Source organism: Comamonas koreensis, assembly GCF_021026195.1.
Taxonomy (GTDB): Bacteria; Pseudomonadota; Gammaproteobacteria; order Burkholderiales; family Burkholderiaceae_C; genus Comamonas; species Comamonas koreensis.
Genome location: NZ_JAJNCT010000007.1, coordinates 1 through 14,669, shown reverse-complemented (window position 1 = coordinate 14,669; position 14,669 = coordinate 1). Strand labels below are relative to the sequence as shown.

19 protein-coding genes, 1 tRNA gene and 2 pseudogenes are annotated in these 14,669 nt (G+C 57.9%); 10 read left to right on the top strand and 12 right to left on the bottom strand.

Annotated elements, in window-relative coordinates; all coding sequences use genetic code 11:
* The first annotated feature begins 74 nt into the window (after positions 1-74).
* The 4 genes from LPW39_RS07145 (at position 75) to LPW39_RS07130 (ending at position 3,583) form a co-directional block, all read left to right on the top strand.
* Complete coding sequence (locus LPW39_RS07145; protein WP_116925082.1) at positions 75-1,049, top strand: acetyl-CoA carboxylase carboxyltransferase subunit alpha; 975 nt, start codon at positions 75-77, stop codon at positions 1,047-1,049.
* 86 nt (positions 1,050-1,135) lie between these two features.
* A complete protein-coding gene (gene tilS, locus LPW39_RS07140; protein ID WP_230772973.1) occupies positions 1,136-2,107 on the top strand; it encodes a tRNA lysidine(34) synthetase TilS in 972 nt (323 codons plus the stop codon).
* Positions 2,108-2,184: 77 nt separating this feature from the next.
* A complete protein-coding gene (locus LPW39_RS07135; protein ID WP_230772972.1) occupies positions 2,185-3,465 on the top strand; it encodes an aspartate kinase in 1,281 nt (426 codons plus the stop codon).
* Positions 3,466-3,490: 25 nt separating this feature from the next.
* Positions 3,491-3,583: transfer RNA gene (locus tag LPW39_RS07130), tRNA-Ser, on the top strand.
* Positions 3,584-3,667: 84 nt separating this feature from the next.
* Here the strand turns inward: LPW39_RS07130 and LPW39_RS07125 are convergent.
* The 7 genes and pseudogenes from LPW39_RS07125 to LPW39_RS23575 form a co-directional block, all read right to left on the bottom strand.
* On the bottom strand, positions 3,668-4,444 hold the full coding sequence (locus LPW39_RS07125; RefSeq protein WP_230773191.1) for a tyrosine-type recombinase/integrase: 777 nt from the start codon (positions 4,442-4,444) through the stop codon (positions 3,668-3,670).
* Between the two features lie 291 nt (positions 4,445-4,735).
* Positions 4,736-4,879, bottom strand: a pseudogene (locus tag LPW39_RS07120) (Arm DNA-binding domain-containing protein); the annotation flags it as partial.
* Positions 4,880-5,039: 160 nt separating this feature from the next.
* Positions 5,040-5,444, bottom strand: coding sequence for a hypothetical protein (locus LPW39_RS07115; protein WP_230772971.1), 405 nt, complete (start codon positions 5,442-5,444; stop codon positions 5,040-5,042).
* Between the two features lie 305 nt (positions 5,445-5,749).
* Positions 5,750-6,556 carry a hypothetical protein gene (locus LPW39_RS07110; protein WP_230772970.1) on the bottom strand — a complete coding sequence of 269 codons (807 nt, stop codon included), beginning with the start codon at positions 6,554-6,556 and terminating at the stop codon, positions 5,750-5,752.
* Positions 6,553-7,350, bottom strand: coding sequence for a hypothetical protein (locus LPW39_RS07105; RefSeq protein WP_230772969.1), 798 nt, complete (start codon positions 7,348-7,350; stop codon positions 6,553-6,555). The genes LPW39_RS07110 and LPW39_RS07105 overlap by 4 nt, the downstream gene beginning before the upstream one ends.
* Positions 7,351-7,428: 78 nt before the next feature.
* A complete protein-coding gene (locus LPW39_RS07100) occupies positions 7,429-8,244 on the bottom strand; it encodes a BRO-N domain-containing protein (protein WP_230772968.1) in 816 nt (271 codons plus the stop codon).
* Entirely contained in the window at positions 8,241-8,408 is a 168-nt protein-coding gene (locus tag LPW39_RS23575) for an Arc family DNA-binding protein (RefSeq protein WP_407928804.1), read from the bottom strand. Before LPW39_RS23575 ends, LPW39_RS07100 begins: the two co-directional genes overlap by 4 nt.
* Positions 8,409-8,496: 88 nt before the next feature.
* Here LPW39_RS23575 and LPW39_RS07095 point away from each other — a divergent pair, with 88 nt between their 5' ends.
* The gene (locus LPW39_RS07095) at positions 8,497-8,937 is read left to right on the top strand and encodes an Arc family DNA-binding protein (protein WP_230772967.1); all 441 of its coding nucleotides are present in this window, start codon (positions 8,497-8,499) and stop codon (positions 8,935-8,937) included.
* A gap of 22 nt (positions 8,938-8,959) precedes the next feature.
* Here LPW39_RS07095 and LPW39_RS07090 read toward each other — a convergent pair whose 3' ends face one another.
* The 4 genes from LPW39_RS07090 to LPW39_RS07075 form a co-directional block, all read right to left on the bottom strand.
* Positions 8,960-9,559 carry a hypothetical protein gene (locus LPW39_RS07090; protein ID WP_230772966.1) on the bottom strand — a complete coding sequence of 200 codons (600 nt, stop codon included), beginning with the start codon at positions 9,557-9,559 and terminating at the stop codon, positions 8,960-8,962.
* Positions 9,556-9,837: a hypothetical protein gene (locus LPW39_RS07085; protein ID WP_230772965.1), complete on the bottom strand. Its 282-nt coding sequence runs from the start codon at positions 9,835-9,837 to the stop codon at positions 9,556-9,558. Before LPW39_RS07085 ends, LPW39_RS07090 begins: the two co-directional genes overlap by 4 nt.
* Positions 9,838-9,870: 33 nt before the next feature.
* Positions 9,871-10,008, bottom strand: a complete 138-nt coding sequence (locus LPW39_RS07080) for a hypothetical protein (protein ID WP_230772964.1) — start codon at positions 10,006-10,008, stop codon at positions 9,871-9,873.
* Positions 10,009-11,205: 1,197 nt separating this feature from the next.
* Positions 11,206-11,877 (bottom strand): S24 family peptidase, encoded by a 672-nt coding sequence (locus tag LPW39_RS07075; protein WP_230772963.1) that lies wholly within the window; start codon positions 11,875-11,877, stop codon positions 11,206-11,208.
* Between the two features lie 77 nt (positions 11,878-11,954).
* On the opposite strand from LPW39_RS07075, the gene LPW39_RS07070 reads away from it, so the two are divergent.
* Positions 11,955-12,200: a transcriptional regulator gene (locus LPW39_RS07070; protein ID WP_230772962.1), complete on the top strand. Its 246-nt coding sequence runs from the start codon at positions 11,955-11,957 to the stop codon at positions 12,198-12,200.
* Here the strand turns inward: LPW39_RS07070 and LPW39_RS07065 are convergent.
* Positions 12,197-12,415, bottom strand: a complete 219-nt coding sequence (locus tag LPW39_RS07065) for a hypothetical protein (protein WP_230772961.1) — start codon at positions 12,413-12,415, stop codon at positions 12,197-12,199. The genes LPW39_RS07070 and LPW39_RS07065 overlap by 4 nt on opposite strands.
* 69 nt (positions 12,416-12,484) lie before the next feature.
* Between LPW39_RS07065 and LPW39_RS07060 the strand changes: the two genes are divergently transcribed.
* From LPW39_RS07060 to LPW39_RS07045, 4 genes and pseudogenes are all read left to right on the top strand, one after another.
* On the top strand, positions 12,485-13,000 hold the full coding sequence (locus LPW39_RS07060; RefSeq protein ID WP_230772960.1) for a hypothetical protein: 516 nt from the start codon (positions 12,485-12,487) through the stop codon (positions 12,998-13,000).
* A gap of 100 nt (positions 13,001-13,100) precedes the next feature.
* Positions 13,101-13,292: a hypothetical protein gene (locus LPW39_RS07055; protein ID WP_230772959.1), complete on the top strand. Its 192-nt coding sequence runs from the start codon at positions 13,101-13,103 to the stop codon at positions 13,290-13,292.
* A gap of 2 nt (positions 13,293-13,294) precedes the next feature.
* Positions 13,295-14,260, top strand: coding sequence for a hypothetical protein (locus LPW39_RS07050; protein ID WP_230772958.1), 966 nt, complete (start codon positions 13,295-13,297; stop codon positions 14,258-14,260).
* Positions 14,257-14,669 (top strand): annotated as a pseudogene (locus tag LPW39_RS07045) (hypothetical protein); the annotation flags it as partial. The gene LPW39_RS07050 and the pseudogene LPW39_RS07045, both read left to right, overlap by 4 nt.

Sequence of the window (14,669 nt, the reverse complement as noted above, 5' to 3'; positions counted from 1 at the left end):
GGTTTGGCCGCATGCGGTTACACTGTCGGTCGTTATGAGAAGGCTGCCTGCGGCTTTTCTCGAGGAGAATCATTTTGGCGAAAAGAACATTCCTGGATTTCGAGCAACCGATTGCGGAGCTGGAAACCAAAATTGATGAACTGCGCTATGTGCAAAGCGAAAGCGCAGTCGATATCTCTGAAGAGATCGATCAGCTCAGCAAGAAAAGCCAGCAGCTGACCAAGGACATCTACAGCGAGCTTTCCCCCTGGCAGATCACCAAGATCGCACGCCACCCCGAGCGTCCCTATACCCTGGACTATGTGAACGAGATCTTCACCGATTTCGTTGAAATGCATGGTGACCGCCACTTTGCCGATGACCTGTCCATCGTGGGCGGCCTGGCGCGCTTCAATGGCAACCCCTGCATGGTGGTGGGCCACCAAAAGGGGCGCGACACCAAGGAGCGCACCCTGCGCAACTTCGGCATGAGCAAGCCCGAGGGCTACCGCAAGGCGCTGCGCCTGATGAAGACCGCCGAGAAGTTCAAGCTGCCGGTGTTCACCTTTGTCGATACGCCCGGTGCCTACCCCGGCATTGACGCCGAAGAGCGCGGCCAGTCCGAGGCCATTGGCCGCAACATCTATGAAATGGCGCAGCTGGAAGTGCCAATCATCTCCACCATCATCGGTGAAGGTGGCTCGGGCGGCGCGCTGGGTATCTCGGTGGCCGACCAGGTGCTGATGCTGCAGTACTCGGTGTACTCCACCATCAGTCCCGAAGGCTGTGCCTCCATCCTGTGGAAGACCAGCGACAAGGCCCAGGAAGCGGCCGATGCGATGGGCATCACCGCGCACCGCCTCAAGGCCTTGGGTCTGATCGACAAGATCATCCACGAGCCCGTCGGTGGCGCCCACCGTGACCACAAGCAAATGGCGGCGCTGCTCAAGCGCGGCCTGAGCGATGCCTTCCGCCAGCTGGCTGACCTCAAGCCCGCCGAGCTGCTGGACCGCCGCTACGAGCGCCTGCAAAGCTATGGCCGTTTCTCAGACACCAAGGCTGAGCATTGATGCCTGCTGCCGGCCGCTGCTGATGCTGCGCCGCTGCTGCTGCCAAGCCTCCCGTTGCGGAGGCTTTTTGCTGTGGAGTGCATGCCATGGCTGAGCCCGCCATTGTTGCTGCGCTGAACGGCTGGCAGCCCGCGCTGCCGCTGGCCGTGGCCTACAGCGGCGGGGCTGATTCCACGGCGTTGCTCTGGGCTTGCCTGCAGCGCTTTCCCGGCCAGGTGCATGCCATCCATATCAACCACGGCCTGCAGGCGGCAGCGGCTGTGTTTGAAGCCCATTGCCGTGCCCAATGCATTGCCTGGGCAGTGCCTTTGCAGGTGGCGGCGGTGAACGCGCATGCGCAACCAGGCCAAAGCCCGGAGGATGCGGCACGCATTGCGCGCTACCGGGCGCTGACCGAGGCCGTGCTGGCTGCCGCTGATGCAGGGCAGGGCGCCATCCAGACCATGGCGCTGGCCCAGCATGCTGATGACCAGGTCGAGACCGTGGTGCTGGCACTGTCGCGCGGCGCCGGGGTGGCCGGGCTGGCAGGCATGCGCCCGCAGTGGCAGCGCGCAGGCTTGCAGTGGGCACGGCCCTATCTGGGGCTGGGCAGTGCGCAGATCCGCACTGATCTGGCTGCGCTGGGCATTGCCTGGGTGGAAGACCCCAGCAACACCGACACGCGCTACACACGCAACCGCATCCGCCAGCAGGTCATGCCCGCTCTGGTGCAGGCCTTTCCGCAGATAGCGCAAACGGTGGCACGCAGCAGCGCCCATGCGGCGCAGGCGGCCCAGTTGCTCGATGATCTGGCGCAGATCGACCTGCAGGCCACCGGCGCGCCGCCGCGCATCCGCGCGCTGCAGGCGCTGAGCGAGGCGCGCATGGCCAATGTTTTGCGTTACTGGCTGCGCACAGCCCATGGCCAGACCCCCAGTGCTGCGCAGCTGGCGCAACTGCTGCAGCAGCTGCAGCGCTGCACCACGCGGGGCCACCAAATCCATATAAAAGTGGGCAGTGGGTATATACAGCGCCACAGAGATGTCATCGATTGGTACAATCCGCCAGTTTTGGTCTGACTAATGTACGATTCCGACGGCGTGCCAAAACACTTTGCATCAACGCCGAGCTTCGTGTTTCGTCATCGTGATATTCAATGGCACTGATCGTTCATAAGTACGGCGGCACGTCGATGGGCTCTTCCGAGCGCATCCGCAATGTCGCCAAACGCGTCGCCAAGTGGGCAAGGGCTGGCCACCAGATGGTGGTGGTGCCCAGCGCCATGAGTGGCGAAACCAACCGTCTGTTGGGTCTGGCCAGTGAGCTGGCACCCAGCCGCGCAGACAAGTCCTATTACCGTGAGCTGGACATGCTGGCCGCCACTGGCGAGCAGGCCTCGTCGGCCCTGCTGGCCATTGCGCTGCAGGCCGAAGGCGTACCTTCGGTGAGCTACACCGGCTGGCAAGTGCCAGTGCGCACCGACGACAGCTACACCAAGGCGCGCATTGAATCGATCGATGACCAGCGCGTGCGGGCCGATCTGGACGCAGGCCGCGTGGTCATCGTCACCGGTTTCCAGGGCATTGACCCGAATGGCAATATCACGACTCTCGGCCGTGGCGGCTCGGACACCTCGGCTGTCGCCGTGGCTGCCGCCATGAAGGCCGCAGAATGCCTGATCTATACCGACGTCGATGGTGTCTACACCACCGACCCACGCGTGGTGTCTGCCGCACAGCGCCTCAAGACTGTGAGCTTCGAGGAAATGCTGGAGATGGCGAGCCTGGGCTCCAAGGTGCTGCAGATCCGTTCGGTGGAATTTGCCGGCAAGTACAAAGTGCCAATGCGTGTGCTGTCGAGCTTCACGCCCTGGGATATTGCATTGGATGAAGAGGCCAAATCGGGCACTCTGATCACATTTGAGGAAGACGAAAAGATGGAAAAGGCCCTCGTATCGGGCATCGCTTTCAACCGCAGCGAAGCCAAAATCTCCGTCCGTGGCGTGCCTGACACCCCCGGCATCGCTTACCAGATCCTGGGCCCGGTGGCAGAAGCCAACATCGATGTGGACGTGATCCTGCAAAACATCGGCAAGGACGGCAAGACCGACTTCAGCTTCACCGTCAACCAGGGCGACTTCAACCGCACGGTTGAGCTGCTGCGCGAAGAAGTGGTGCCCAAGCTGGGCGCTGACGAAGTCATCGGCAACCCCAACATCTGCAAGGTGAGCATCGTCGGTATCGGCATGCGCAGCCACGTGGGCGTTGCATCCACCATGTTCCGCGCACTGGCCGAAGAGGGCATCAACATCCAGATGATCTCCACCTCAGAAATCAAGACCTCGGTCGTGATCGATGAGAAGTACCTGGAACTGGCTGTTCGTGCTCTGCACACCGCTTTTGGTCTGGATTCTGCAGAAGTTTCCAAATCGGCCTGATTTTTCAGGTTAGAATAGCTGTATTGGAAACGTGACCGAGTGGCCGAAGGTGCTCCCCTGCTAAGGGAGTATGGGGTGTAGAGCCTCATCGAGGGTTCGAATCCCTCCGTTTCCGCCAATAAGATAAGCCCCAAGTGATTGATTCACTTGGGGCTTTTTCTATGCATGGGTGGTGCGCTCTCAAGTCATCCCTAATCCATCCCTAAATCGCTTCTTTTCGGGGTGTGGCCTGGGTGGTGATCGCAGCATTGACCGCTGCGAGGTTTGCGCCTCGATCTGCTGACGGAATCCACTTTGCATAGTCGCGCATCATCACCTGCACAGAGTGCCCGTGCTGCATGGCCACCCACATGGGATTCGCGCCCGCCATGAGCGCCAGGGTTACGCTGGTGTCCCGGCATTCCTTGGGCGCCCTGTATCGCACGCCAATGGCGCGCAAGGTGATGCGCCAGGCTCTGCGCTGCGACTGCTCGTCGTGATAGGGCGCTCCCGTGTTCGGGTTATAGAACACCTCCGCATTCATTGCTGCAGTCCTTGCGCGCTGGCGCTGAATCACGCTGGCGGCGCGCTGGTTAAGCTCCACCGTGCGTTCAACGTTGGTTTTGGTGCGGTCTTTTTCCATGGTCATCACCTTGGAGCGGCGAACCAGCACAGTGGACTTCCGTAAGTCCACATCCTCCCACCTCAGCGCGATATGCTCGCTTGCCCGTAACCCGGCAAAGAATGAGAATTCAAAATAATCTGTCATTACCTCCCCAAAACGCTTTTGCATTTCCTTGAGGATCAATTCAACCTCATCAGGTGCAAAAGGGTCAGGGTTGGCTTTTTGGATCTTCTGATTATCTATTCCTTCAACTGGGTTGCTTACTCGGCTTGGTGGTTTGCATATCAGGTCGAAAACACCACGCAGTGGGATCAGAATATTATTCTGTGTTTTCCGCGATAGGCCTTTCATTTTGCGTCCGGTTTCCAAGTCCATTCGGTCTTTGCTCAATGTTGCCAAGTGAGTTAATACCATTTCATGGCTTATTTTCTCTGGCCGCAGGCTTCCGAATGCAGGCACCCAATATGCATTTAGATGACGGACATAAATGGCATGCGTGGAATGCTCCAAGCTCCGAGCGGAGAGGGTGACCCATACCCTCGACCACTCTAGGAAGGTTCGCATGCCAGCCTCGCTCTCTGGCTGGTGTTGCTGTAGGTGCTTGTAGTCGGGGAAATGCGCTGAAAAGCTGAAGGTGCCGTGCTTTATTTCTTCGACTATGGTGGCTCGCACCCGAGCCGCATGTTTGAGGTTTGCGGCAGTGGGGCGAAGATCAAGCGTAGGGGAGACCTGTTTCCCATTCCAGGTGAAACGAACCTCTATGCGGTCACCTCGCGGTCTAACACCTCCTGTCGTTGCTTTGCGGCCCATTGGTTGTAACCTTCCATATCGATCAAAATATTATTGTCCGGGGCGCGGACGTATTCCTTGCCTTCAATCCAAACTCCCCGGTGAATCTTCGTCTCAACTGCGCGATCAGAGTATCCAGTCTCTGCGCAAAATTTGACAATGCGTACAAATCGTGCGGCCATCATGGCTCCTTTCTGGTTCTGATCGAAATCAATGCACCTGCAGCACCTGCAGGTTTCTCGCTCACCGGCATGGCCTGCAGGTTTTCCTCTGCCCTGCAGCCTTCGACCACGCCAGATTTCCGGTCATGCTCCAGCAAGGCCTTGCGGAGCATCTTGTGGGCCTGGCGCACGTATGCGGGAACCTGGTTGATCTTGTCGGCCTGCTGCTGCAGGATCTCGCCAGCGCGCTTGGGGGTTGCCGCCCCATGCTGTACAGACAACGCCGCGCCTTGCAAGAAGCCGCGTTGCATGTGCTCATCCAGCATGTAGGCACAGCGCAGCCAGGCCAGCAGCCGGCGCAGATGGTTCACCTGTGCCTCGGTCATCGGCATGGCCGGAATGTTTGCGTCTCCTGTGAGGAGCATGGGCACTTGCGCTCGCTTATTCATTTGACGGACCTTTCATATGCTCCCAGCTCGAACCAGGCTGCCCTGGCGCGTTGCTGTTGGTGCAGGCGTTGTCGTGGTGGGTGGCTTTGGGGCATCGCTTGTTGCCGCAATCGGGGCACAGGCTCATGCGTGAGCGCACCCCGTTGTTGGCAGCGGTATCGCAGGTTTCGCACCAGCAGGCGGGGCTGTGCTGCTTCGCCCGGCGCTCCGCAACTTCTCTGAGGATGTCGAAGGGCGAGCCAGTGCGCGGCGCCTGAGTTGGGAGTGGTGGGCTGTAGTGCCTACTCATGGAGCACCCCCAGGTCACCATCCACGATTCTTTTTGCGCTCATCAGCAAGTGGTTGACGCCATGCAGGACCTTGTCGCTGCGTTCGTCGTGGTTGACCGCGTGGAACAGGTTGATGATCTTGCTCAGGTCGGCAGAGGTGTCAGCAAGTGGCCCATCACCTGACTCCGCAGCCTTAATAGCTTCGTCAGTGCTTTCGCAATATGTGCCCAATAGGTCGCGTAGTGCGAACACCTCCTCGGAGTTGGCGTGCTCCGCATACTGGCTGATAACGCTGCTGGCGCAGTCCATGTGCACGTACGCTAGCCAGTGCAGCTCATTGCGCTGGGCTTGAGTGAAATGCTTGTGCTTGCTTTCTGATGCCGGCGCAGGTGTACGTGTGGGGCGAGGAACATCGGTGAAGATGACTTGATGAATAGCACTTCCTGTTATGGCTGCTAAACGCTCAGAAGCACAGTGGATGTTTACGGTTCGCTCTACTGACTCAGTATCGTCAGGCACAAGGCGAGCAGCGTTGATGCATGCCGCCACGTCATAAGCTGTGTTCTCTGCGTTCGTGTTCGAGTACTTACTTTTTGCGGCATCAAGCGCGATCATTGCTCCAATGCTCAGCAGACGATCTGAGTCTCCGCTGAAACCATGCGGTTCATCGGAGCCACTGGCTTGAGCCAGGAAGTCGCCCACTTCTGCGAACAGGGTTGCATCAGTAGAAGCAAGTCGAACTGGCATAGGGGCTGGTGCGGCTGGCGCCGCCTTGCGGCCGCGAGCTTTTACTGGAGGCTTTTCAAGAACTGCATTCATGCTGATGCTCCTTTGCCCGCGTCCGCAAAATTGGGTCCATAGGTCCAGCGCTCAAAGTCGCCAATAATGTCGCCGCCCAGTGCGTCGTCTGCAGCTGCGCCAATGTATTGGGTGATTGCCTGGGCGCCCCCCAGCAGCACCTGGCTGTCATGGCTGATCTTTGAGTCGGCCTGCATCTGCATAAGCAACTCATTCACGGTTCCAGCATGCTGGGCGACGAACTCAAGAACGCGGCGCTGTTGAGCATGGGTCTTGCCTGGAGGTGGTGCTTGATCAACACGCCGGATCGGCGGTGTCGGCCGGTCGCGGAAGGTCTTGATGCCTGCGAAGGTAGTCAAGGTCCGGAGATCTTCGAGGCTTGCAGGCAGGCCCGAGATTGCTGAGTGCAGCCGCTCGGCGTACTGGTCGATGTGCTCCAGCAGTGCAGCAGTGGCAGCTGCGACGGGCACTGTTGGGCCAGACGCAGCCTCAAGGCATGCGAAGGTGTTTTGCACGCACTGGCGCAACATCACGAGGCTTGCCAAGGTGCCCATCTGAGGGCTGTCCGATTCTTCCGGGTTGAGCAGGTTGAACAGCACCGTATCGCACTCAATTGCTTCTGCCTGCGCATGTGGCATGTCGCGCAGTTCAGCCTGAGACAGCTCGGTGCAGATATAGTGGAGGATCTGAAGTGCTTCAGTCTGCAGGCGCTCGGCCTCAGTTGGGCGCGTTGGCACTGGATCGCGGTGCTTCGCTTGCTGGCGCGCAGGGCTCCGCTTGGCCTCCGCTTTGGGAGGCGTCATAATCTCGGACATGATTCGTTCCTTGTGAGAAGCTTCGGATCTAGAAACCCCTGGGCAGGTCAGAGCGCCCGGGGGTTTCGCTTTGGTGGGTCAGGCTGCAGCCATCTCGGCTTTGGCGTGTGCCTTGAGGGGCTTTGGCTTCCGGCCGTCTGGCATAAGCTGAAAGCGCTTATCAATGTCGCGGTGGGACCAGAGGGTGGGCGTTTCCTGCACGCAGTCCTTCACGAACTGGGCGAATAGCCGGGTAACGTCAGCCACCGCGTAAACAACATACTGGGAGCCTCGCGCCTCTTCGTGGTGGTTGCGCACCATGGCATGCGGCTTAGGGCTGGTTGGCAGCTCGCGCATGATCCGGTGTACCACCCAATCAGGCAGGGCATAGCGCTTGTTCATCCGGTCAACGATCTTGCTGATGGGCTCGCAGTTTTGCGGGCAGTGGTCCCAAACCCGGGATTCGGCCAAGTCCTGCACTTGCCCTTCCAGGCGCGCAACATCAGCTTTGATTTCGGCCTGTTTCTGCTCGACGGCCAGCAGGGCCTGCGCGCTGGCCAGCAGCATCTCGCCGGGGGTGCGCGGGGCAATTTGGTAGCCACCGGTCTGGCGAATGCTTGGCAGCACCTCCTCAAACACCCAGCGCTCAACCCGTTCGGCGGTGGGCAGGGTGCTGTTAACGATGAGTCGCATCAGGTCCGGCTCATCGATGATCCGGGTTTCCTGCAGCCGGCCGAGCGCATCAGGGATGGGGTAGCGTTTGGCGACCCCACGGCAATGCGTATTCAGCGCGTCCGATTCATTCGCATAGCCCAACGATGCGGCTGCGTCCTTGCCGACAAAGTAGGTCTTGCCGTCGATCTGGACTGTGCGAACGGTAATGTTCTCCAGTCGATGGAGAAGGATGGTGCTCATGGCGGGGTTCCTTTCTGCGCTGCTGGCGCCTGGGGGCGGGTTGATTCAAGCCTTATCACCACCTCAGCGGAGAGACTCCTATGCTGGCTATCTGCTTGTTCTTGAAGCCATTTCTTCAACTCAAGTGGGAGACGAAGATTGGTCTGCGTGTCGCGCTGTGCCATGCGAGTTCCTTTCATGTAGCACTTTGCTTGGTTTGAATGTAGCACTCTGCTTGGTTGCGTGCAAGCACTTTGCTTGGATAATGCGGGGATGGCCTCTGAAGATGTTCAAACAAACCTCCGCTTGCCCGCTGATCTCAAAGACCGGCTGCATTCCTCTGCCGCTGAAAACAATCGATCCCTGAGCGCAGAGGTAAGTCATCGTTTGATGGATAGCTTCGAGTCAGACACTAGTCGTGAAGAAATGCTTCGTTTATCACTCCGACTTGAGCGGGATCTGTTTGCTATGGAATTAGAAGCAAGCACCTCGAAAATGTCGCTTGGTATCTTTGCGAGCAAGGTCGAGGATTTGCTTGATTTGTTGCTTCTTGAGGAGCTTTCAAACGTTCCGGAAGATCTGATCTCAGAGCTTCGAGAGAACTGTCGTGATGCGTACAAAGAGGCCCAAGACGGCTACAAAAATTCTCAACAGCAACTAGAAAAGATGAAGAGTGCGGCTGCGAAATTAGGGTCTATGCCTCAGACCAAGTAGTTGCAATCTGCTTGCTTGATCTTTACACCGCTCGTCCTGCTAAACGCTCCGTCAGCGGGGTCTCGCGGTACTCACCAAAAGCACCGTCAAAGAACTCGTTGGAAATGTCATGAATCGCCTTGTCCAATTTTTTGTTGGTCTGCATGGCGTTCATAAATGCCATCGTGTGGCACCACTTCAGCGGCCGGATCTCGATGTCATCGTCTTGGGTCGCGGAGTTTTCCAGGTCCAGGATGCAGATCAGATGGTGAGATTTATCTCCATACTTGCGCACATCCTCGGTGTCTCGGTCTGCATGGCTGGTGTTGATGGCGTCAAAAATCAGCGCCCGGGGCACCTTCTGATCCATTTCATGGCAAAGGAACATCAGGTACTTGCCAATTTCAATTTCATGGAATTCGCAGGCGAGACGGTTTTCTTCGATTGCCGCGATCAAGTGGTTTGTTAGGGTCCAGTCATAAGACCCTACGGCTGTGAGCGCCAGTTTGGCCCTGTATCCCGCCATCAGCTCACCGGATTGCCTGCGGGTTCGCACGTTTTGCCGGGCCAGCATGCGCAGCGCCACCAACTGTTTGACAAGATCGGAGGCGGTCTCTTCGCCTGTTATTGCCAGCGCTTTCAAAGCTGCACCCCTCTCGCAATTGCGCTGTGCAGCCGGCGCAGCGCGTTGCGCTCCTTGCGCTTTGCGGCTTCCTGCAGTTGGTACTCCGGATCGGTCGCAACCATCATCCGGTCCCATTCATCGCTGTCTCGTTCTATGCGATGAAAAGTACCCGTGCCGTGGGCCCAACGCACATAAGCCGCTTTGAGGTTGTCGCTGGCCTCCTTTCGGCGCTTGGTGCATTGGTGCAGCTCGACGGCAATCAATCCAATCTCTTCCAGGGTCTTCGTCTGTGCCATGTGTCGGCTCCTTCTCGGTTAAGTGGTGATGGGTTAAAGGTGTGCGCGCAATTCGGTGCGCACGTTGCGCCACACGAGGCCGAGGGCCCAGGCAGCAGCTTTGGCCCAGCTGGCGCCGGCCCAGCGGCGCATGTTGAAGAGGCGATAGGCGATGGTGATTTGTTCGGCCATAGGGGCTCCGTTGTGAATGCCCTGAAAGGCGGGGTTATCAGTGGCCGCAGGGCAGGCCTTCGCCTGGCTGGGGTTCGTGTTCAACAGGGGCGCCGCAGCTGCCGCAGCGGAAGGGAGCGGAAGAGTTGTTTTCAGACATGTTGGGCTCCAGAAATGGAAATGCCCGCTGGTGTGGCGGGCAGGGGTTGAACTTGCCCAGTCCATAAGACCGGGCATAAGGGGTAGCGTTATGACCACGCTAGCTAAGTCGCAATCGCTCTATTTAAGTGAGCGATAGTCTGTGCCTTGTTGGGTGCGAAGAAATGCAGCGAGATCCTCGCTAAGGCTGGGAATTCGCTTTCCTTTGGGAAGTTTTTTGCGTTGTCGAACGTACTTCAGATCCTTAAAGAAAACAGCTTCTACGGCACGAAGCGAGCCCATACCGAACCCTTGAAGTCGAATTAAACCCTCTGGATAGCTAGCTTTGAGTTGCTCGACAGTGGTAATGCCACCTTTTTCAAGTGCTCTAACGGTTCGAAGCGGCAGAAGGCACCGGAGAATTGACTCATCACTCACTGCGATCATTCCTTGCTTAGAAAATTAGTACATCTGGGTTGATCGACCTTAACAGTAAGCAAAAAACTATCAATAAATTTCCTGTGGTTTGTGTAGACTATTTATTAAAAACTCTTGTGATTTTTCAATTCATGGTCTATATCTATTATGACAATGCGTCAAGTTCATCGGAAAAATATTGCTGGGATTCCAACCAGGGTTGCCGTTTCTGTTCTTGGTCGCATTCACCTCACCATTTGAGCCTCGCTGGGCTACGGCTGGGCACCGCGCAGAGCAGCGGCCATGCCCGCTGGTGCAATAGGCCGGACGAATGTCCACGTAGGCGGACAAGCAACATCGGCGGCTGACTTTTTAAAGACCTGGAGGGGCTCGCTCGATCACTGGCACCCATCGCCTGGTGCAACTTCTGCTGCGCTCCCTTTGGAGCTGGACCCGCCCGCTGCGTCCTGTAGGGCTTACCGGCTTCGTATCGCTTGCCGGGGTCGTTTTGCGTTCGTCGCTGCGATGGAATGTAATGTAGCAAACGCTACTGTTTTGTGCAAGTAGCAAATGATTCTGTATGAGATATTTTTCTTTGTAAGTAGCAAATGATCATGAAAAAGCCGCCCTCCAGGGGCGGCTTTGCTGTTGGCGGTGATGAGCTTAGATCCGCTCGCTTTGCTTGTGAACAATTTCTCCGATAAGCACTACACCGCTGTGGCAGGCCTTTCTTGGATAGAGCCTCTTATCAGGGTTGTCGGATGATAGCCACCACTTGCCTTCATCGCGAATCAGTCGTTTGATGGACAACTCGCCTTCATAGTTGACAGCAAACACACATCCATCCTTGGGCTCAGTCTGGGCCGTGTTGACAACCACAGTGTCTCCGTCCCATAACCCCGGCTCCATGCTTCCATTGCGGACGCCCGTTGCAAACAATTTCTCGGGCTTAAATCCTCGTTCGTCGTACCACTCGCGCTTGAAGACAATAGGCGGAGCTTCATTGTCGAGATAGGTCACTCCAAAGCCGGACGCCCCTGCAGACAACTTGAACTGGACTCGTCGAATCGCGGGGTACTCAGGGTTGTCATCAAGATCGATACGGGTCGGTCGCTTTGAATCGTCCTCCGTATCAAACCAACCAGAGTAGCCTGGGATGCTGTGGACCGCCATCACGGTCTTTTCGGATATGACACGGTCCCCTCGCAGCATTTGGCCAACGTAGGCTCCGTCTTTGTATCCGAGGCGGCGCCCTAGCGCAGCGTTGCCGCCTTCTCGATGCGCAAGTTCTGCTAAGCGCTTGATGCGCCACTCTTGTGTTTGATGTTCGTCCATTTGCAAAACAGTAGCAGATGATTAAGAAGCAATGGCTACTCGACAACAAGTAGCAAATGCTATAGACTGGGTTGCTTATGACCCTATCCGAATACTTCGATCTCCCCAATTCTCTCTCTGTCGCTCAACTGCGCATGCAGATTGGCGCGAAGAGTGATGTCCAGATCCGGCAATGGCAGCACGGCTATGCGGGGCGTAAGCCTGGGCCTGGGTACTGCGCCGCCATCGAACGGGCTACTGGGGGTCAAGTAACACGGCAGGACCTACGCCCGGCGGACTTTTGGCGCATTTGGCCAGACCTCACCGAGCCTGCCGCAGCTTAGGCCCCGGCCTTCGCCAGCGTCACAGCGGAACCCGTAAACCTAATCAGCAGCTCGCCATGACACCAGTTGAGTTCCAGCTTGGAGGTTTGCAGCATGCAAGCCGACTTGCCATCTGCCCCGACGTTTTCAGCAATTCTCGTTTGCTGACTCATGTGGACCAGGGCACCCATCAAGGGTTGGTGGCGGGCGGTGGCGGAGGTGTTTTGCGTTTTCATGCAGCCAGTATCTGAAATCAAAGCCAGGCCCGCCAGCCTGAAATGAACTCACTTTCAAGGGATAGAAAAATGACTTGCCACCTCTCTCAAACCGACTGGCGCGATGTTGTCTACAACACGGTCCGCAGCACCTCTGGCGGCGTTGTGGATGCAGCCCGCTTCCTTGCCGAGCGCCGTGGTCGCTCGATCCATCCCGAGACCCTGCGGGCCCGTTTGCGCGGTATCGATGGCGAATTTGTCAATCTGGAAATGCTGGAGCTTCTGACCGAGTGGATGCAGGAGAGGACCGGATCCAAACCTTTGGACTGGCTCAAGGCCCTGAGTCACCGCTTTGGCATGGTCTCCATGGAGCTGCCGCCAGCTCCAGAGGGTGGCTGGGCCTGCGAGGTCAGCGCTATCAAGCAAAAGCTGCTGCAGCTGAACGTCGAGGGCGGATCGCTGACAGCGCTGGGGATGAAGGTCACTGATGACCTGTCGATCAGCCCCCGCGAAGCCGAGGAAATGTCGGCCCAGATCATGGCCGAGGTCGAGCTGCTGCTGCGCTTGCGACGCAATATCTGCCGCGCTGCAGGCCTCGAAAGCTAAAGGTTATGCCAGCGGCCAGGGTAGCTCCCGCACAGCAGATCCACCACCTGCCGGCCGCTGGCCTTCTATCTGTGGTGTTCCTTCATTCTGTGGTGGACACATGGCAATAGCAATACAGCAACAGGACGAGATTCAAGTCTCATTGGCCCAAGACGGCCAAATCGTCATCACTCAGGAGCCCTCTGACCTCCAGAGTGCCTCCAGCAATGTTTTCGTCGCGGTCACCAACGTGGACGCGCTGATTCGTGCAATCCGTGCTGCCAAGCGTCAGGCGCTGGAGGGCCGGGAGTAAATATGGTCACCGACGCTCGAATATCGACAGGCCTGCCGCATCACCCCAAGACCAAGAAGCTGATACGCCGGCTGGGCCAGGCAGCTGGCTACAACCTGCTTTGCCTGATCCTGTGGACGGCTTCCAATCGGCCTGACGGCGACCTGGCGGGCATGAGTACCGAGGACTTAGAGATCTCGGCCGACTGGTTGGGTACGGAGGGTGCATTTATTGGCGCCCTGACAGATGTGCGCTTCCTTGACGGCGAGGAGGGCGCATACCGCTTCCACGATTGGGCATACCATAACCCTTGGGCCGCTGGCGCCGAAAAGCGCTCAGAGAAAGCTACATGGGCAGCACTGTGCAAGCAGCATGGCCGCCCCGAGGCCGCGAGGATGATGCCCGAATATGCAGCGCGCTTAGACCAGGCACGCCAAGACACAGGCGGCGCACCACGCAAGGATGCTAATGCGCTGCCAGATCCAGCTATGGGCAATGCTACCGGCAAGCCAGATGCACTGCCAGATAGTGTTACTGGCACTCCTTTGGCCCTGCCAGACCCTGCTAATGGCATCCCACTAGCGCAATCTGGCTCTGCCCCGTCTCCGTCTCCGTCTCCGTCTCCGTCTCCGTCTCCAAAAGACCTTATGGGGGGTAAACCCCCCGTCCCGCTGCCGGAAGGGTTCTGCAGGTTCTGGGCTGCGTGGCCCAGCTCTAAGCGCAAGGAGGCTAAGGGCAAATGCCTGGAGCTCTGGAAGGCTAAGGGATTTGAAAACCAGGCTGACGAGATCGTTGCCCACGTTGAGCGGCATAAGGTCGATGTGGGTTGGACAAAGCAGGGCGGTGAGTTCATCCCGGCCCCCTTGGTCTATCTGAACCAAAGGCGCTGGGAAGGCGCTGAAGACCAAAAGGCAGGCCCATCCACTGCGAGTGGAGGCCGTGAAAACTTTGACGCGAGTTACTACGAAGGTGCGGAGAGCTGGGGATGATCGATACACGAAAAGAAAACTGCCCCATCCACGGGGACTACAGCGCACGCGTGAACGCTGAGACAGGCCGCTGGACTCGCTGCTGGGGGTGCGTCGAGGCGGAGATTCAGGCGCAAGAGGCGCAAGACCGCCAGCGCGAAAAAGCTGCAGAGGCTGACCAGGTGCTGGCGCAACTGCTCGACAGCAGCGGCATGGAAGGGCGCATGCTGCGCGCATCGTTCGAAAGCTACGAGGCAAGGACACCCGTTCAGGCCGCTGTGCTTGCTGCGTGCAAGACCTTTGCCGAATCCGTGGATCTGGATGGCGGCCGCAATCTGTGGCTTATCGGGCCGCCTGGCACCGGGAAGACGCACCTTGGCAGCGCAATCGTGAGTCACCTCATCCGTGAACGCGGCATCCCTGCTGCGAT

Excerpts from the sequence above, each read along its gene's own strand:
- tilS (WP_230772973.1), top strand. The coding sequence starts at position 1,136 with ATGGCTGAGCCCGCCATTGTTGCTGCGCTGAACGGCTGGCAGCCCGCG.
- LPW39_RS07135 (WP_230772972.1), top strand. The coding sequence starts at position 2,185 with ATGGCACTGATCGTTCATAAGTACGGCGGCACGTCGATGGGCTCTTCC.
- LPW39_RS07125 (WP_230773191.1), bottom strand. The coding sequence starts at position 4,444 with ATGGACTTGGAAACCGGACGCAAAATGAAAGGCCTATCGCGGAAAACA.
- LPW39_RS07115 (WP_230772971.1), bottom strand. The coding sequence starts at position 5,444 with ATGCTCCTCACAGGAGACGCAAACATTCCGGCCATGCCGATGACCGAG.
- LPW39_RS07110 (WP_230772970.1), bottom strand. The coding sequence starts at position 6,556 with ATGAATGCAGTTCTTGAAAAGCCTCCAGTAAAAGCTCGCGGCCGCAAG.
- LPW39_RS07105 (WP_230772969.1), bottom strand. The coding sequence starts at position 7,350 with ATGTCCGAGATTATGACGCCTCCCAAAGCGGAGGCCAAGCGGAGCCCT.
- LPW39_RS07100 (WP_230772968.1), bottom strand. The coding sequence starts at position 8,244 with ATGAGCACCATCCTTCTCCATCGACTGGAGAACATTACCGTTCGCACA.
- LPW39_RS23575 (WP_407928804.1), bottom strand. The coding sequence starts at position 8,408 with ATGGCACAGCGCGACACGCAGACCAATCTTCGTCTCCCACTTGAGTTG.
- LPW39_RS07095 (WP_230772967.1), top strand. The coding sequence starts at position 8,497 with ATGGCCTCTGAAGATGTTCAAACAAACCTCCGCTTGCCCGCTGATCTC.
- LPW39_RS07085 (WP_230772965.1), bottom strand. The coding sequence starts at position 9,837 with ATGGCACAGACGAAGACCCTGGAAGAGATTGGATTGATTGCCGTCGAG.
- LPW39_RS07080 (WP_230772964.1), bottom strand. The coding sequence starts at position 10,008 with ATGGCCGAACAAATCACCATCGCCTATCGCCTCTTCAACATGCGCCGC.
- LPW39_RS07075 (WP_230772963.1), bottom strand. The coding sequence starts at position 11,877 with ATGGACGAACATCAAACACAAGAGTGGCGCATCAAGCGCTTAGCAGAA.
- LPW39_RS07070 (WP_230772962.1), top strand. The coding sequence starts at position 11,955 with ATGACCCTATCCGAATACTTCGATCTCCCCAATTCTCTCTCTGTCGCT.
- LPW39_RS07065 (WP_230772961.1), bottom strand. The coding sequence starts at position 12,415 with ATGAAAACGCAAAACACCTCCGCCACCGCCCGCCACCAACCCTTGATG.
- LPW39_RS07060 (WP_230772960.1), top strand. The coding sequence starts at position 12,485 with ATGACTTGCCACCTCTCTCAAACCGACTGGCGCGATGTTGTCTACAAC.
- LPW39_RS07055 (WP_230772959.1), top strand. The coding sequence starts at position 13,101 with ATGGCAATAGCAATACAGCAACAGGACGAGATTCAAGTCTCATTGGCC.
- LPW39_RS07050 (WP_230772958.1), top strand. The coding sequence starts at position 13,295 with ATGGTCACCGACGCTCGAATATCGACAGGCCTGCCGCATCACCCCAAG.